Raw genomic sequence first — 15,874 nt, forward strand, 5'->3', positions numbered from 1 at the left:
ACGTTCGGATTGCGGCACCGATGCGACAGGATCTGCACGCAGCGGTGGATGAAAGTGGTTCGGCCCGTGTGTCGAACCGAACCCAAGATTATGCGGGCTGGCCTGTACCGGCCAGCAGCTCGGCAGCCCAGCCCGAGGCCCCGTCCAGGGGGAGCAAGCGCTGGGCGCCACCGCCCTCGCGCAGCGGCTTGACGGCCACCATGCCCTGGGCAAGTTCGTCGGCACCGAACACCAGCGCGTGGCGCGCGCCGCTGGCGTCGGCCTTCTTGAACTGCGACTTGAACGAGCCCCCACCGGCGTGCATCAGCACCGAGACGCCGGCCGCGCGCAGCCGGTCGATCACCACCATCGCCTGCGGCAGGGCCGCCACGTCGGGGATGACGGCGTAGGCGTCGGCCTGTGCGCCCGGAACCGGCACGCCCAGTTCCTGCAACAGCAGCAGCAGGCGCTCGATGCCCAGTCCGAAGCCGATCGCTGGCGTGGGCTTGCCGCCCAGTTGCTCGAACAGGCCGTCGTAGCGCCCGCCGCCGCAGACCGTGCCCTGCGAGCCGAGCTGCTCGGTGATCCACTCGAACACCGTCAGGTTGTAGTAGTCCAGCCCGCGCACCAGACGCGGGTTGATTCGGTAGGGCAGTCCGGCGGCGTCCAGCACCTGGCAGACCGCAGCCAGGTGCGCCTTCGATGCGTCGCCCAGGTGCGCCTGCAGCTTCGGCGCGGCCTCGACCAGCGCCTGCATCGCCGGGTTCTTGCTGTCGAGGATGCGCAGCGGGTTGCTGTGCAGGCGGCGCCGGGCGTCCTCGTCGAGCTGTTCGGCGTGCGCCTCGAAGTAGGTGATCAGCGCCGCGCGGTGTGCGGCCCGCTCGGCCGGCTGACCCAGGCTGTTGAGCTCCAGGCGCACGTGGCAGTCCGAGCCGTCGCCCACCTTCAGGCCAAGCGCCTGCCAAAGCTGGCGCACCAGCAGGATCAGCTCGGCATCGACGTCCGGTCCGGCAAAGCCCAGCGCCTCGACATCGAGCTGGTGGAACTGTCGGTAGCGCCCCTTCTGCGGCCGTTCATGGCGGAACACCGGTCCGATGCCCCAGACACGCAGCGGCCCGTTGTAGAGCGCGTTGTGTTCGACCATGGCCCGCACGATGCCGGCCGTGATTTCCGGGCGCAATGTCAGGCGGTCGCCGTTCATCGCGTCGGTCCAGGAGTACATCTCCTTTTCGACGATGTCGGTGGCCTCGCCGATGCCGCGCACGAACAGCGCCGTCGGTTCAACGATCGGCGTCATCAGGTACTGGTAGCCATGGCGCGACAGCACCGTCTGCACCGTGGTCTCGAACCAGCGCCACAGTGCCGAGTCGGGCAGTTTTTCCTTGCGCGGCAGGCCGGCCGGCAGGATGTCGTTCATGCCTTTGACGGCCAGGATCTTCTCGCTCATGTCTTCTCGTCCAAAAGGAAAGCGGCGGCCCCGAGCCGCCGCCAGCGGGGCCTGAGCCCGGTTCAGGCGTTGGCCGCTGCGGCGCCGTAGCGGCGCTCGATGTACTGCTCGACGATGGCCTGGAACTCGGTGGCGATGCCTTCGCCACGCAGCGTCAGGGCCTTCTCGCCGTCGATGAAGACCGGCGCGGCCGGGGCCTCGCCGGTGCCGGGCAGGCTGATGCCGATGTCGGCATGCTTGCTCTCGCCGGGGCCGTTGACGATGCAGCCCATCACCGCGACCTTCATGGTCTCGACGCCGGGGTAACGCACACGCCAGACCGGCATCTGCGCGCGCAGGTAGTCGTCGATCTGCTTGGCCAGTTCCTGGAAGGTCGTGCTGGTGGTGCGACCGCAGCCAGGGCAGGCCGTCACGCTGGGCACGAAGCTGCGCAGGCCGAGCGCCTGCAGGATCTCCAGGGCGACCACGACCTCCTGGGTGCGGGCCTCGCCGGGTTGCGGCGTCAGGCTGACGCGGATGGTGTCGCCGATGCCCTGTTGCAGCAGCACCGCCAGCGCGGCGGCCGATGCGACCGTGCCCTTGGTGCCCATGCCGGCCTCCGTCAGGCCCAGATGCAGCGGGTAGTCGCAGCGCGGGCGCAGCGCGCGGTAGACCGCGACGAGGTCCTGCACGCCGCTGACCTTGCAGCTCGGGATGATCTGCGCCGGGTTCATGCCCAGCTCGACCGCTGCGGCGGCCGACTCCAGCACCGACTGGATCAGCGCCTCGTACATCACCTGGCGCGCCTCCCAGGGCCGGGCGCGGCGCTGGTTCTCGTCCATCAGGCGGGCGAGCAGTTCCTGGTCCAGGCTGCCCCAGTTGACGCCGATGCGGATGGCCTTGTCGTGCTTGACGGCGGCCTCCACCATCATTGCGAACTGACGATCCTTCTTGTCACCCTTGCCAACGTTGCCGGGGTTGATGCGGTACTTGGAAAGCGCTTGCGCCATCTCCGGGAAGTCGGTCAGCAGGCGATGGCCGTTGTAGTGGAAGTCGCCCACCAGCGGCACGTCGATGCCCATGCGGTCAAGCTGCTCGCGGATCGCCGGAACGGCGGCGGCGGCCTCGGGCGTGTTGACGGTGATGCGCACCAGCTCGGAGCCGGCGATCGCCAGTTCCTTGACCTGAATGGCCGTGCCAATGACGTCCTCGGTGTCGGTGTTGGTCATCGACTGCACACGCACCGGCGCGTCGCCGCCGATCGTCACCACGCGCTCGCCCCAGACCACGCGAGCCTGCAGGCTGCGGCGCGGCGCGGGTTCCCCGAGCGCGATCGGCGCGCGGTCCAGGTCCAGATCGGTCTTGCTGCTCTCGTTGGCCATGGGACTACCCGTCAGTTCAGTTCGACCCGCGCGACGTTCTCGCGCGTCAGCGGGGCCAGGTCGACCGGCTTGCCCTTGAACAGCACCTCGGTGCCGTCGGCATTGCCGATCTTCAGGCGGATGGGCAGGCTGCCCTCCAGACCGACCATCTCGCCGGCCGGCAGCATGCGCGACAACAGCACGGCCCCGGCGGCGTCGCGCGCCTCGATCCACGAGTCGGCCCGTGTGCGCAGCACCACCGTGCGGGCATAGGCCGGACGGGTCGGTTCGGCCGCCGATGCGGCCGCCGCCGCAGCAGCGGACGACTTGGCCGAGGTCTTCGTGTTGGCCGAAGCCGGCAAGGCTGGCGTGAGCAACACGTCCTCGCGGGGAGCCGAATGCACCGTCTCGATGACCGCGCTGGGTGCGCCGGCCACCGCAACCGCGCCGCCGCTGTCACCGCCATCGGCCGAGGCCATGACGCCGCTGGCCACCACCTCGGCCGACAAGGGCGGGGTTTCGGTGACGGTCGTTCCGGTGTCGGGCGCATCGTCGGACAGGCTGGCCTTCAGGTCTGACCAGGACTGCACCAGTCCATCGGGCAACCAGGTCGACGCGGCCGGCGCCTGCCAGACCAGCAAGGCCAGCAACAGCAGCGACAGCGGTGCGACCAGGCTCGGCCGCAACCAGTTGCGCCACTGGGTCAGGCGCTGACGCTCGAAGGGCTCGCGGTAGGGCGTGGCCAGGCCGCGGGTGACGCTCTCCAGCGCCACCGGGGCCACGCCGCCGCTCGGCAAGGCCGCCAGGACCAGCGCCGGATCCATGTCCAGCTGGCGGGCGATGGCCGTGGCCAGGCCGCGCACGAAGGCCGTGCCGGGCAGCTCGTCGTAGCGATCCGCTTCAAGCGCTTCGAGCTTGCGCACCGGCACCTTCAGCAGCAGCGCAAGCTGGTCCAGATCCAGGCCGCGCTGTTCGCGGGCCTGACGCAGCATGGCGCCGGCGGACGTGGCTTCACTCATCGAACAAACCTCGTTCAAACGCTGCGCTTTCGCGCGAGCCCGGGTAGCGGTTGCGCAACTGCCGGCCCAGATCCTCGGTGGCGGCGAGATCCTTGCGCTGGTGCTCGATGCGGGCGGCCAACCAGAGCGTCTCGGCGCTCGCCAGGTTGTTGTCCGCGTTGAGCCGCTGGATGTAGAAGCGCGCCCGGTCCAGCTCGCCCCGGCGCATCAGCACCTCGGCCAGGTTGTAGGCGATCGCCGGGTTGCCGGTATCGAGCTCGAAGCCGCGGGACAGCAGGCGTTCGGACGCCGCCAGATCGCCGGCGCGGGCCTCGCAGACGCCCTGTGCCAGCAAGGTCTTGGCCTGCTCGCGGTAGCGCGGCAAGGCCAGCGTCTGCTCGAAGTAGCGGCGCGCCTCGGGGTAGCGGCGTTTCTGGCACAGGTACCAGGCGTAGTTGTGCGATGCGTCGGCGTCGGCTGCGTTGAGTGCCAGCGCGCGCCGGAAGCTGTCGTCGGCCAGTGCGTCCTCCGACAGGCTGGCGTAGATCAGGCCGCGGAGGTTGTGGGCCGCGCCGTTGTTCGGATCGGCCTGCAGCGCCCGCTTGACCTCGTCCAGCGCGGTCGACGCCTGGCCCTGGCCGAAGTAGGCCGCCGCCAGTTCAAGCCGGATGCGCGAGCGTTTGGCCATGTCCGACTCGTCCGACGACGTGACCAGATCGGGCCGCGCAGCGGCGCCCGCCGAGGACGGCACGCTGACCGGCGCCGGTGACTGGACCGGCGTCTGGACGGTGTCGCCCACGCTGGTGTTGACCACTTCCGTGGTGGTCGTGCAGGCCGACAGGGCGACCAGGGTCAAGCCGCTCAACAGCAGGGTCAGACAGACGCGCAGGGTTCGCTTGGGCATGGTGGCCCGATTGTCGGCGCAAGCCCGGCGCCACAGGCCCGACAACGTCATGCCGAGGCCGCCGGGTCAACCGGCACCGGGCCGGCAGAGGCAGCGCCACGCACCACCCGGACGGGCGCGCGGGTCATGCGCTCGTGGGCACGGGTGCGGTCCTGCACCTCGCCCGCAAGCTGGCCGCAGGCCGCGTCGATGTCGTCGCCGCGGGTCTTGCGCACCGTGGTCACCAGCCCGCCGTCGATCAGGATCTGGGCAAAGGCCTGCACGCGCGCCTGCGGCGATCGCTTGAGGCCCGAGGCCGGGAAGGGGTTGAAGGGGATCAGGTTGAACTTGCAGGGCACGCGGCCAACGGGGCCACGCGGGCCGACCAGGTCAAGCAGCGCACGCGCCTGGGTGTCGCTGTCGTTGACGCCGTCGAGCATGCAGTACTCGAAGGTGATGAAGTCGCGCGGCGCCCGGGTCAGGTAGCGCTGACAGGCGCCCAGCAGCTCGGCCAGCGGGTACTTGCGGTTGAGTGGCACCAGCACGTCGCGCAACGCGTCGTCGCCGGCATGCAGCGACACCGCCAGCGCCACAGGCAGGTCGTCGCGCAGACGGTCCATCATCGGCACGACGCCGGAGGACGACACCGTGACGCGGCGCCGCGACAGGCCGTAGCCGTGGTCATCAAGCATGACGCGCAGCGCCGGCACCAACGCGCCGTAGTTCTGCAGCGGCTCGCCCATGCCCATCATCACGACGTTGGTGATGACGCGGTCACCGGCGGCGGTGCCTTGCTCGCGCCGCAGCGTGTGCTCGGCATACCAGAGCTGGGCGAGGATTTCGCCGGTCGAAAGGTTGCGCGAGAAGCCCTGGTGCCCGGTCGAGCAGAAGCGGCAACCCACGGCGCAACCGGCCTGGGACGACACGCACAAGGTGCCGCGGTCGTCCTCGGGGATGTAGACGGATTCGACGGCATTGCCGTCACCGACGTCGAACAGCCACTTGATCGTGCCGTCGGCCGAGCGGTGCTCGGAGACGACCGGCAAGGGCTGCACGACCGCCTGGTCCGCGAGCTTGCTGCGCAGGCTCTTGGCCAGGTCGCTCATCTGCTCGAAGTCCGATGCGCCGCGCTGGTGGATCCAGCGGAACAGCTGGACGGCGCGGAAGCGCTTCTCGCCGAGCTGTTCGCACCAGGCGGTCAGCGCGTCGAGGTCGAAGTCCAGCAGGTTGACTGCGGTCATGGAGGGCAGATGAGAGAACCAGGAAAACCGGGGGCGGGCGACACGTCCCGTGGGACGCCTTCGCCCGCAGCCACATCAGCGGCTGTAGACCGACATCGCGGGGAAGAAGAACGCGATCTCGACGGCGGCCGTCTCGGCGGCGTCCGAGCCGTGCACGGCGTTGGCGTCGATGCTGTCGGCGAAGTCGGCGCGGATGGTGCCCTTCTCGGCCTTCTTCGGATCGGTTGCGCCCATCAGGTCACGGTTCTTCAGGATGGCGCCTTCGCCTTCGAGCACCTGGATCATCACCGGGCCCGAGATCATGAAGTTGACCAGGTCGTTGAAGAAGGGACGGGCCTTGTGCACGCCGTAGAAGGCTTCGGCTTCGGCACGCGAGAGCTGGGCCAGGCGGGCGGCGGCGATCTTCAGGCCGGCGCCTTCGAAGCGGGCGTAGATCTGGCCGATGACGTTCTTGGCGACGGCGTCGGGCTTGATGATGGACAGGGTGCGTTCGATGGCCATGTAGTTCTCCAGGGACCGGTTCTCGTGGGACCGGGGGTGTTGACGAAAAGCCCGCGATTTTAGCCGGCGGGCATGACGGCGCCTGACCGTTGGGGTCAGGGCGCGCCGTCAGGGAACATCGGGAACCGAACCAGCCGGATCCCGATGCAGGATCGGATGTGACGCGCGCAACGGGCGTGGATCGGTCTCAGCGACGACGGCCACCGCCGCCGCGGTTCTTGCCACCGCCGCCGCCCGGCTTGCTGAAGTAGGCGTCGGCGCCGATGTAGCCCACCGAGGTCTGCAGCGGATCGGGCTCGCGCGGCCCGCTGCCGCCCTTGCGCGGACCGTTGCCACGTCCGCCAACCGGCTCCTCGGTCGGTCGACCGAAGCCGGCGGAGATGCGCTTGGAGCCGGTCGCGAAGCGGCGGTCAAAGGTCTGCTCCAGCGGGTTCGGGATGTGGGTCGGGATGTCGTCGTCGTAGCGGTCGTCCCGGTCATCACGCGGCGGTGCATCGGCACGCGGCCCATCCACGCGAGGCGGACGCATCTCGGCGCGCGCGTCCGGACGGCGCTGCTCGAAGTTGCCGCCCTGCCCCCCTTGGCCGCCAAACCCCGGCTTGCCGCCGTGCTTGCCACGCTGCTTGCCCTGGCCCTGACCTTGGCCTTGTCCACCACCTTGACCGCCCTGGCGACCGTTCGGGCCGGCTTGGCCGCCTTGACCACCTTGAAACGACTGGCCTTGCTGGCCCTTCTGGCCCTTGCCGGGCTGCTGGCCGCGCTGCGGCTGCTGGCCACGGCCCTGCGGGGCCTGCTGGCCTTGCGGCGCATCGCCCTGCGCTTCGCGCGGCTGCTGGCCGGCACCGTCGCGTGGCGCATGTGCAAGGCGGCGGATGGCACGCACGTCGTCCTCGCCAAGCTCGACCCAGACGCCGCGCTTGAGGCCACGCGGCAGCACCACGGTGCCGTAGCGGATGCGGATCAGGCGGCTGACGGTCAGGCCGACGGTGTCGAACAGCTTGCGGACCTCGCGGTTGCGGCCTTCGGCAATGATCACGCGGTACCAGTGGTTGACGCCCTCGCCACCGCCGTCGGCGATGGCCTTGAAGGCGGCACGCTGGCCGTCGACGTCAACGCCTTCGAGCAGCTGGGCGCGATCGCCCTCTTCGAGCTTGCCCAGCACGCGCACGGCGTACTCGCGCTCGACGCCGAAGCGCGGGTGCATCAGCTGGTTGGCGAGCTCGCCCGAGCTGGTGAACAGCAGCAGGCCTTCGGTGTTGATGTCCAGACGGCCGACCGACAGCCACTTGCCCGAGGGCAGGCGCGGCAGTCCGCGAAACACGGTCGGGCGGCCATCGGGGTCGTGATGGGTGACGACCTCGCCGACCGGCTTGTGATAGGCCAGGATGCGAGCCGGTCCGGGCGCGATGCGGACCTTGACCGGGCGCCCGGCAATCTTGATCTGGTCACCGTGCGCGATGCGCATGCCGACGTGGGCAACCTCGCCATTGACGGTGACCTGGCCGTCCTGGATCAGCTGCTCCATGTCGCGGCGCGAGCCGACGCCAGACTGCGCCAGCACCTTGTGCAGCTTGGGCGCCTCAGGCTCGGGGCGCAGCACACGCTTGGTCGGCTCGGCGGCGACTTCCTCGGCCGGCTCGATGTCGAACTGGCCGGACAGCACCTCGGCGAACAGCTCGCCGGCGTCGACCGGCTCGGCAACGACGCCGCCGTCGAGCACCGCCGCGCCTTCACCCGCACCGTCAGCCGGCGCGGCGGCGACGGTCGCGCCGTCTTCACCGTTGCCACGCGGGCGATCGCGGTCGCGGCGGTTGCGACGCTCGCGACGGCGCGCGTTGCGATCCTGCGGAGCCTGGCCTTCGGACGCCTCGCCCGCGTCGCCGGCTGCCTCGGTCACGGCAGCGTTGGCGGTCACGTCGGCGTTCGCGTCCACGACAGCTTCGGCCGGGGCCGGGGTGACATCAGCCGGCGCCGACACGTCGGCAGCCGGCTTGCGGCTGCGTGGGCGCTTCGGGGCCGGTTCGGCCGATGACGCGTCGACAGCGACGGTTTCCACCGCAAGCATCACCTCAGGCACAACCTCGGCGACGGCCTCGGCCACGCCTTCGACCGCCTCGGCGACCTTGCGCTTGCGCGGCGCCTTGGGCTTGACCTCGGCGAGTGGCTCGGCGAGCGGCTCGGCGGTCGCCTCGACCACCGCCACCGGCGCGGCCAGCGATTCGGCCGCCGCTGCAGCAGCCTGCTCGATCGGGCTGGCGTCACGGGCCGGGCTGCGTCGGCGCGGCGCCTTGGCGGGGGCGACAGCCGCCGCCTCCGGCACCGCAGCGGTCGACTCGACCGGCGCGGCTGGGGCCGTCTTGCGGGGCGCCCGACGACGAGGCGCCGGAGCGGATGCGGACGCGGCCTCGGCCGGGGTCGGATCGTTGGATTCAGGCAGGTCGTTCATCGTGTGGCCTCAGGCCTCTTCGGAAGGTGTGACATCGCCCGGTGCCGCGTCGGCTTCGAGCGCGTCGAGCAGGGAGGTCTGCTGCGGCAGTGCCGCAGCCAGGTTCTGGGGATCGGGCAACACCGCATCCAGCGCGGGCAGCTGGTCGAGCGAGCGCAGGCCCAGGTCGTCAAGGAACTGGCGCGTGGTCGCCAGCAGGGCCGGTCGGCCGGGAGCGTCGCGGTAGCCGATCGTGTCGACCCAGCCGCGGTCTTCGAGCTGCTTGATCATCTGGCTGCTGACCGTGACACCGCGGATCTCCTCGATGTCGCCGCGCGTGACGGGCTGGCGGTAGGCAATGATGGCCAGCGTCTCCAGCGTCGCACGGGTGTATTTCGGCGGCTTCTCGGGGTGCAGGCGATCGAGGTAGACGCGCATCTCGGGCCGGCTCTGGAAGCGCCAGCCGCTGGCCACGCAGACCAGCTCGACACCCCGGTCGCGCCAGTCGCGCCTGAGCTCATCGAGCAGGCCACGCACGGTGTCCGCAGCCAGTTCGTCGTCGAACAGCACGCGCATCTCGCGCACCGTCAACGGCTGCTGGGCGCAGATGAGCGCGGTCTCGAGGACGCGTCGGGCATCCTGGGTGTTCATGGATTCGGTCTGTCACCTTGGCGGCCATCCCGGCCGCCTGTGTGCGGGCCATCGGCCCGATCGGTTTGTGTTCATCGGCCTGTCGGCCGGCGCTGTGGGCTGCCCTCTCGGGCGGAGCCACGGATCCTGCGGTTGCCTAAGGCGCGCTTCGCGCCGCGTGCTGCGACAGCCCGCCCGCATCGACCTCCCGTCCGGGGGGGCCGTTGTGACGGCTTCGGTCTGTTCGCGCTGTTCGTTCGGGAGCCGGTTGGATCGGGGTGGAAGCCCTGCTTCCCCACCGTCATCACATCGAGGCCATCGGCGGTTCACCGGACCCTCATCCAGCGTGACATCTGCCGGCGGGGTCGGTGCCTGCTCGGGCACTGCATCGACTCAACGGCCCGGATTGTAGTCCCACGATGGCAGGCGGCTGAACGGCGCGCCACAGACGAGCGCCCAGGCCTGTGACAGATCCGCCGGAAGCGGCGCCTCGAAGCTCAGGGCGCGCCCGTCGACTGGGTGTACCAGCGACAGCCGCGCCGCATGCAGCGCCTGGCGTTCCAGGCCCAGCGCCGGCGTGCCGCCGTACATCACATCGGCCAACAGCGGATGACCACGCGAGGCCAGGTGGACACGAATCTGGTGGGTGCGGCCGGTGTGCAGCTTGCAATGCACCGCGCTGACCGGCCGCGGCGCATGGGCCGGCCCGATGGGAACGGCTGCGCCGCCCAGCCGAAGGACGTCGGTCATGGCCGGCTTGCCGCTGGCGACCAGCGCCATCTTGACGCGTGAGACCGGGTCGCGCCCGATCGCCGCATCGATGCGCAGCGGCCGACCCGGCGCGGTGCCGCTCACGTCGCCATGGACCAGCGCGAGGTACTCGCGGTGCACGCTGCGATCGGCAATGGCGCGCACCAGCGCGGTCTGCGCGACCAGCGTGCGCGCCACCAGCATCAGGCCGGAGGTGTCCTTGTCGAGCCGGTGCACGATGCCCGCGCGCGCCAGCTGCGCGGCGCCCGCATGGTGCGCCAGCAGGCCATTGAGCAGCGTGCCGCTCCAGTGCCCCGCTGCAGGATGCACGACCAGGCCAGCAGGCTTGTTGATCACCAGCAGGTGCTCGTCCTCGTGCACGATGGCCAGCGCGATCGGCTCGGGCCGGAAGGCGGTGCTCTGCGCCGTCGGCATCAGCGCGACCTCGACCTGCTGGCCTGCCGTGACCTTGCGCGAGGCCTGCATCGCCACCCTGCCGTCGACCTGCACATGGCCGGCCTCGATCAGGTGCTGCAAGTGGTTGCGCGAAAACTCGCCCGCCAGCGTCACCAGCAACTTGTCCAGCCGCAGGCCGTGGGTCTTCACGTCGATGCGCGCGCGGCGGCGTTCGACCGACTCGTCGACATCGTCTTCGACGCCGACCGGATCCTGTTCGAGCGCTGAGTTCACCAGGACCCCCTTCCTATAATCATCGGCTTGTTTCCATCGATCCCGGCGCATGACCGCCGGAGAGCAGACGCCATGTCCAGCGCCCTTCGAAGCACGGTCCGCCGCAACCCCGGCCATCGCGTCCTGTTGGCCTGCACTTTGGCGCTGGCCACATTGCTGGGCGCCTGTGCCAGCGACCCGAAGAAGCTGTCCGAGAACAACGACGTCGGGAAATTGTATGAAGAGGCCCGCGAAGAGGCCTCGGCCGGCGCCAACGAACGTGCGATCAAGCTGTTCGAGCGCATCGAAGGCCTCGCCGCCGGCACCTTGCTGGCGCAGCAGGCGCAGCTGGAACGGGCCTACCTGCATTTCAAGCAGCGCGAGAACGCCCAGGCGCTGGCCACGGTCGAGCGCTTCCTCAAGCTGCACCCGACCAGCCCGGCCGCCGACTACGCCTATTACCTGCAGGGCCTGATCAACTTCAACGACGACCTCGGCCTGTTCGGCAGCATCGTCGGCACCGACCTCGCCGAGCGCGACCAGCAGGCCGCGCGCTCGGCCTACCAGAGCTTCAAGCAACTGGTTGAGCGTTACCCAGCGTCGAAGTACGCGCCCGATGCGCGCGTGCGCATCAACTACATCATCAACTCGCTGGCAGCGCACGAGGTGCACGTCGCGCGCTACTACTTCCGGCGCGGCGCCTTCGTGGCGGCGGTCAACCGGGCGCAGCAGGCGCTGGTTGACTTCCGCGGCGTGCCGGCAGCCGAGGAAGCGCTCTACCTGATGGCCACCAGCTACGACAAGCTGGGCCTGACGACGCTGCGCGACGACACCTGGCGCGTGCTGCAGAGCAACTACCCGAAGAGCAGCTGGCTGGCCCAGCGAAGCGACAGCGCGGCGCTCGCCACGCGCTGATCAGGCCGGCGCGCTCGCCAGCGAGCGCAGCCAGTCGAGCGCTTCGGCCTCGCTCTCGACCATGGGCATCGGCGGCAAGGCCGCCAGCAGGCGACGGCCATAGCCCATGCTCAGCAGGCGGGTGTCGCAGATCACCAGCAGGCCGCGGTCGGTCTCGCTGCGGATCAGGCGACCAGCGCCCTGCTTGAGCGCCACCGCCGCCTCGGGCACGAAGTAGTCGTCGAAGGCCGACTGGCCTTGTGCTTCCAGGCTGCGGCTGCGTGCTTCGGCCAGCGGGTCGTTGGGCGGCGGGAACGGCAACTTGTCGATCAACACGCACTGCAACGCCTCGCCGGGCACGTCGATGCCCTCCCAGAAGCTGTGTGAACCCACCAGCACAGCCCGGGGCGTCTTGAGAAATCGGCTGAGCAGCGCCCGCTTTGGGCCCTCGCCCTGGACCAGGACCTCGATCGGGTCGGCCTTTGCCGCCAACACGCTGCGCAGGTGTTCGCCGACCTCGCGCAGCGCCCTCAGCGTGGTCGTCAGCACGAAGGTGCGGCCGCCCAAAGCCGTCGCGCAACGCGCCGCCAGCGCGCCGACCGCCGCCGGATGGCGCGGGTCGTTCGGACGTGGCATGGACGACGGCACATGCAGACGACCGTGACGCGGGTAGTCAAACGGGCTGCCCACACGCAGGGTGCGTGCATCTTCGACGCCCGCGCTGCGGGTGAACCAGCTCAGCTCGTCGTCGTCGCCCAGCGTGGCCGAGGTGAAGATCCATGCCCGGGAGCCGTCCTCGACCTTCTCGCGCAGCGTCTCGCGGATGTCCAGCGGCGCCTCCGACAGACGAGCCTGGTGCAGCGTCAGGTCCATCCAGCGGACATGCCCCGGCGGCACCGGCTGGGCGTAGCCCGCCAGCAACTGGCTCAGTCCCTGAGCCCGCTCGCGCATCTTGGACAGCTCGGGGGCCGATTCGGCCACCGGTGCCAACGCGTCGGCCGCACCGACACAGGCTTGCCGCGCCGCCTCCAGCGCCTCACTGAACTCGGCGCTGCGGCTGCGCTCGTCCCAGCGCAGGCGGGCCGATCCACGCAGCTCGCCGGCACAGGCCAGCCGCAGGCGACGGGCGCCTTGCTCGACCTGACCGGCGACGGTGGCCCAGTCCTGCAGGCCACGTGCATGGGCCAGGCCGGCGGCCAGCAGGTCACGGCTGCAGTCCAGCAACTGGCCGGTGCCCAGGTGGCGACCGAGGAACTGCACGCCCGCCTCGTTGAGCTGATGTGCCTCGTCAAACACGACCGCATCGACGCTGGGCAGCAGCTCGGCCGTGCCGGTGTCGCGCAGGGCCAGGTCGGCGAAGAAGAGGTGGTGATTGACGACCACCAGGTCGGCCTGCAGCGCCTCGCGGCGGGCCAGCAGGACGTGGCAGTCGCGGTGGCTGGGGCATTCGCTGCCCAAGCAGTTCTCGCGCGTGGAGGTCACCAGCGGCACGATGGGAGAGCGGTCGTCGAGCACGTCGAGCTCGGCCAGGTCGCCCTTGTGCGTGGTCTGGGCCCATTGTTCGATGCGTGCGAGCAAGCGCACCGACTGGCGATCGGGCAGCTCAGCCTGTTGGCGCGCGAGCTGCAGGCGGTGCAGACAGAGGTAGGACGCGCGGCCCTTGAGCAAGGCGATTTGCACCGGCAGGCCGAGCTGACGAGCCAGTCGCGGCAGGTCGCGCAGGAAGAGCTGGTCCTGCAGGCTCTTGGTGGCCGTGCTGACCAGCGCACGCTGGCCCGACAACAGCAAGGGCACCAGGTAGCCAAAGGTCTTGCCGACGCCCGTTCCGGCCTCGGCGACCAGCACGCTGCGTTCGTCGAGCGCCTGGGCCACGGCTTGAGCCAGCCGGGTCTGGACCTCGCGGGGCCGGAACTGCGCATCGCTGCGCGCGAGCAGGCCGCCGGGCGCAAAGGCCTCGAGAACCTCGGTCTGCAAGGGGCTGAGGGCGCGGGCCATCAACGGGGCAGAACCACGGGCGAGCGGGCCGTCGACGGGGTAGGGAGCGGGAGGTTCGTCAAGATCGAGGTCTGCGCGACATTCAGGAAGCCCCTCGGCGTGGACAATGCAGCGAGTCGGGCTGCCACGTGCGGTGAGGCCGACACGCGCAAAACAGGTCCGCGATTATAGTTTTCGACCATGAAAACACTCGCGCCGGGACACCGGCTGACGGCTGCGACCGCGATCGATCGCGGCGACCGTCTCTATCAGCAGGACCAGGTTGAGGTCTATGCCCACCCGCGCGTGGCCGGCTGCCTGTTGGCGATCCTGGCCGACGGCATGGGCGGCAAGAGCGGCGGTCGCAAGGCGGCCGATCAGGTGCTGCTGATCGCGCGCCAGCTGTTCGAGCGTTTCGTGCCGGTCAAGGACAGCGCCGAAGCCCTGCTCAAGCGGCTGGTCGAGGAATCGCACCTGATGATCAAGCTGACCGCGATCACCTCCGAGCAGGAGCCGCACAGCACGATCGCCGCCGCCTTGCTGCTGCCCAACCGCGAATGCCATGTGATCCACGCCGGCGACTCGCGGGTCTACCTCTTCCGCGGCCCGCAGATGCTCACGCGCACGCTCGACCATTCGCTGGTCCAGCGCCTGATCGACCAGGGCGAGATCAGCGAGGACGAGGCCAACGACCACCCGCACGGCCACCTGCTGACCGGCTGCCTGGGCGCCGACGAGGACCCGCCGATCACGCTGGAGAAGGTCCAGACGCTGGAGCTGAGCGACACCGTGCTGCTGTGCAGCGACGGCCTGTGGCACTACTTCACCCCGCGCGAGCTGGGCACGATCACGCACGCGCTCAAGCCACGTGACGCGACCAAGATGCTGATCGCCAAGGCGCGTCAACGGGCCCGCGGCGGTGGCGACAACGTCTCGCTCGCTCTGGTCAAGGTCGAGGCGCTGAACGCGCCGGACGACGGGGGCTGAGCCTGGGCAGTCAGCGCCATGGCTAGGGCCAAGGCGACGGCTGATCAGGTCAACGAGGTGTCGACGTCGCGTCGCTCCAGCGCCAGGAACTCGGCCGACTGCATCTCCGTCAGGCGCGAGACCGTGCGCGGAAACTCGTGCGCCAGCGGGCCTTCGGTGTAGAGCTGCTCGGGCGGCACCGCCGCCGAGATCACCAGCTTGACGCGGCGGTCATAGAGCACGTCGACCAGCCAGGTGAAGCGGCGCGCCTCCGAGGCCAGCTTGGGCGGCATCAGCGGCACGTTCGACAGGATCAGCGTGTGGAACTGCGTCGCCAGTTCGAGGTAGTCGTTCTGCGAACGCGGCCCGCCGCACAGTTCCTTGAAGTCGAACCAGACCACGCCACCGGCCTTGCGGCGGGCGCGGATCACGCGGTGCTCGATGTTCATCACCGGGTCCTCGTCGCGGGCTTCGGCGAGTTCCTCGAAGCTGCGGGTCAGCGAGGCATCCGCCTCGGGACCGAGCGGTGCGTGGTAGAGCTCGACCTGTTCGAGCGTGCGGCGCCGGTAGTCGGTGCCGTTGTCGACGTTGATGACCTCCAGCTGGGCCTTCAGCAGCTCGATGGCCGGCAGGATGCGGTCGCGGTGCAGGCCGTTCGGGTAGAGCCCGTCGGGATGGAAGTTCGACGTGGTGATGATCGACACGCGGTTGCGGAACATCGCGTCCAGCAGCCGGTGCAGGATCATCGCGTCGGTCACGTCGGCGACGTGGAACTCGTCGAAGCAGATCAGCCGGAAGCGCCGCGCGATGCGCTTGCCCAGTTCGTCGAGCGGGTTGACGACGCCCTTCAGGTCCTGCAGCTCGCGGTGCACCTCACGCATGAACTCGTGGAAGTGCAGCCGCGTCTTGCGCTGCAGCGGCACGGCCTGGAAGAAGGCATCCATCAGGAAGCTCTTGCCACGCCCGACCCCGCCATACATGTAGACCCCACGCGGGATCGGCGGGCGCACCAGCACCTTGGTCAGCGCATTGCCGCGCCGCGCCTTGTAGGCCGCCCACTCGTCCTGGCAGCGCTGCAGTGCCGCGACCGCGCGCAGCTGGGCCGGATCAGCCTGGTAGCCGCGCTCGACGAGGGTCTGGTGATAGAGGTCGGTGACGTTCAAGACGTGGCTGCCGG

13 protein-coding genes are annotated in these 15,874 nt (G+C 69.8%); 2 read left to right on the plus strand and 11 right to left on the minus strand.

Annotation, left to right across the window (positions count from 1 at the left end):
* Nucleotides 1-88 precede the first annotated feature (88 nt).
* The 9 genes from hisS to EV685_RS04770 form a co-directional block, all read right to left on the minus strand.
* On the minus strand, nucleotides 89-1,426 hold the full coding sequence (hisS, locus tag EV685_RS04730; RefSeq protein WP_130480779.1) for a histidine--tRNA ligase: 1,338 nt from the start codon (nucleotides 1,424-1,426) through the stop codon (nucleotides 89-91).
* Between the two features lie 62 nt (nucleotides 1,427-1,488).
* Entirely contained in the window at nucleotides 1,489-2,787 is a 1,299-nt protein-coding gene (gene ispG / locus EV685_RS04735) for a flavodoxin-dependent (E)-4-hydroxy-3-methylbut-2-enyl-diphosphate synthase (protein ID WP_130480780.1), read from the minus strand.
* Nucleotides 2,788-2,798: 11 nt separating this feature from the next.
* A complete protein-coding gene (locus EV685_RS04740) occupies nucleotides 2,799-3,785 on the minus strand; it encodes a helix-turn-helix domain-containing protein (protein WP_130480781.1) in 987 nt (328 codons plus the stop codon).
* Entirely contained in the window at nucleotides 3,778-4,668 is an 891-nt protein-coding gene (gene pilW / locus EV685_RS04745; protein WP_130480782.1) for a type IV pilus biogenesis/stability protein PilW, read from the minus strand. Before pilW ends, EV685_RS04740 begins: the two co-directional genes overlap by 8 nt.
* Before the next feature lie 47 nt (nucleotides 4,669-4,715).
* Nucleotides 4,716-5,888 (minus strand): dual-specificity RNA methyltransferase RlmN, encoded by a 1,173-nt coding sequence (gene rlmN / locus EV685_RS04750; protein WP_130480783.1) that lies wholly within the window; start codon nucleotides 5,886-5,888, stop codon nucleotides 4,716-4,718.
* Between the two features lie 75 nt (nucleotides 5,889-5,963).
* A complete protein-coding gene (gene ndk, locus EV685_RS04755) occupies nucleotides 5,964-6,389 on the minus strand; it encodes a nucleoside-diphosphate kinase (RefSeq protein ID WP_130480784.1) in 426 nt (141 codons plus the stop codon).
* A gap of 187 nt (nucleotides 6,390-6,576) precedes the next feature.
* A complete protein-coding gene (locus EV685_RS04760; RefSeq protein ID WP_242615419.1) occupies nucleotides 6,577-8,835 on the minus strand; it encodes a pseudouridine synthase in 2,259 nt (752 codons plus the stop codon).
* A 9-nt stretch (nucleotides 8,836-8,844) separates the two neighbouring features.
* On the minus strand, nucleotides 8,845-9,465 hold the full coding sequence (gene scpB, locus EV685_RS04765) for an SMC-Scp complex subunit ScpB (protein ID WP_130480785.1): 621 nt from the start codon (nucleotides 9,463-9,465) through the stop codon (nucleotides 8,845-8,847).
* Nucleotides 9,466-9,837: 372 nt separating this feature from the next.
* Nucleotides 9,838-10,884 carry an RluA family pseudouridine synthase gene (locus EV685_RS04770; protein ID WP_242615420.1) on the minus strand — a complete coding sequence of 349 codons (1,047 nt, stop codon included), beginning with the start codon at nucleotides 10,882-10,884 and terminating at the stop codon, nucleotides 9,838-9,840.
* Nucleotides 10,885-10,956: 72 nt separating this feature from the next.
* Between EV685_RS04770 and EV685_RS04775 the strand changes: the two genes are divergently transcribed.
* Entirely contained in the window at nucleotides 10,957-11,778 is an 822-nt protein-coding gene (locus tag EV685_RS04775; protein WP_130480787.1) for an outer membrane protein assembly factor BamD, read from the plus strand.
* On the opposite strand, the gene EV685_RS04780 is transcribed toward EV685_RS04775, so the two are convergent.
* On the minus strand, nucleotides 11,779-13,752 hold the full coding sequence (locus EV685_RS04780; protein ID WP_130480788.1) for a DNA repair helicase YoaA: 1,974 nt from the start codon (nucleotides 13,750-13,752) through the stop codon (nucleotides 11,779-11,781).
* 180 nt (nucleotides 13,753-13,932) lie between these two features.
* Between EV685_RS04780 and EV685_RS04785 the strand changes: the two genes are divergently transcribed.
* Nucleotides 13,933-14,718 carry a PP2C family protein-serine/threonine phosphatase gene (locus tag EV685_RS04785; protein WP_130480789.1) on the plus strand — a complete coding sequence of 262 codons (786 nt, stop codon included), beginning with the start codon at nucleotides 13,933-13,935 and terminating at the stop codon, nucleotides 14,716-14,718.
* 44 nt (nucleotides 14,719-14,762) lie between these two features.
* Here the strand turns inward: EV685_RS04785 and zapE are convergent, their stop codons facing one another.
* Nucleotides 14,763-15,860, minus strand: coding sequence for a cell division protein ZapE (gene zapE / locus EV685_RS04790; protein WP_130480790.1), 1,098 nt, complete (start codon nucleotides 15,858-15,860; stop codon nucleotides 14,763-14,765).
* Between the last annotated feature and the right edge of the window lie 14 nt (nucleotides 15,861-15,874).

This window comes from Sphaerotilus mobilis (assembly GCF_004216565.1).
Lineage (GTDB): Bacteria > Pseudomonadota > Gammaproteobacteria > Burkholderiales > Burkholderiaceae_C > Sphaerotilus > Sphaerotilus mobilis.

Excerpts from the sequence above, each read along its gene's own strand:
- hisS (WP_130480779.1), bottom strand. The coding sequence starts at position 1,426 with ATGAGCGAGAAGATCCTGGCCGTCAAAGGCATGAACGACATCCTGCCG.
- ispG (WP_130480780.1), bottom strand. The coding sequence starts at position 2,787 with ATGGCCAACGAGAGCAGCAAGACCGATCTGGACCTGGACCGCGCGCCG.
- EV685_RS04740 (WP_130480781.1), bottom strand. The coding sequence starts at position 3,785 with ATGAGTGAAGCCACGTCCGCCGGCGCCATGCTGCGTCAGGCCCGCGAA.
- pilW (WP_130480782.1), bottom strand. The coding sequence starts at position 4,668 with ATGCCCAAGCGAACCCTGCGCGTCTGTCTGACCCTGCTGTTGAGCGGC.
- rlmN (WP_130480783.1), bottom strand. The coding sequence starts at position 5,888 with ATGACCGCAGTCAACCTGCTGGACTTCGACCTCGACGCGCTGACCGCC.
- ndk (WP_130480784.1), bottom strand. The coding sequence starts at position 6,389 with ATGGCCATCGAACGCACCCTGTCCATCATCAAGCCCGACGCCGTCGCC.
- EV685_RS04760 (WP_242615419.1), bottom strand. The coding sequence starts at position 8,835 with ATGAACGACCTGCCTGAATCCAACGATCCGACCCCGGCCGAGGCCGCG.
- scpB (WP_130480785.1), bottom strand. The coding sequence starts at position 9,465 with ATGAACACCCAGGATGCCCGACGCGTCCTCGAGACCGCGCTCATCTGC.
- EV685_RS04775 (WP_130480787.1), top strand. The coding sequence starts at position 10,957 with ATGTCCAGCGCCCTTCGAAGCACGGTCCGCCGCAACCCCGGCCATCGC.
- EV685_RS04780 (WP_130480788.1), bottom strand. The coding sequence starts at position 13,752 with ATGGCCCGCGCCCTCAGCCCCTTGCAGACCGAGGTTCTCGAGGCCTTT.
- EV685_RS04785 (WP_130480789.1), top strand. The coding sequence starts at position 13,933 with ATGAAAACACTCGCGCCGGGACACCGGCTGACGGCTGCGACCGCGATC.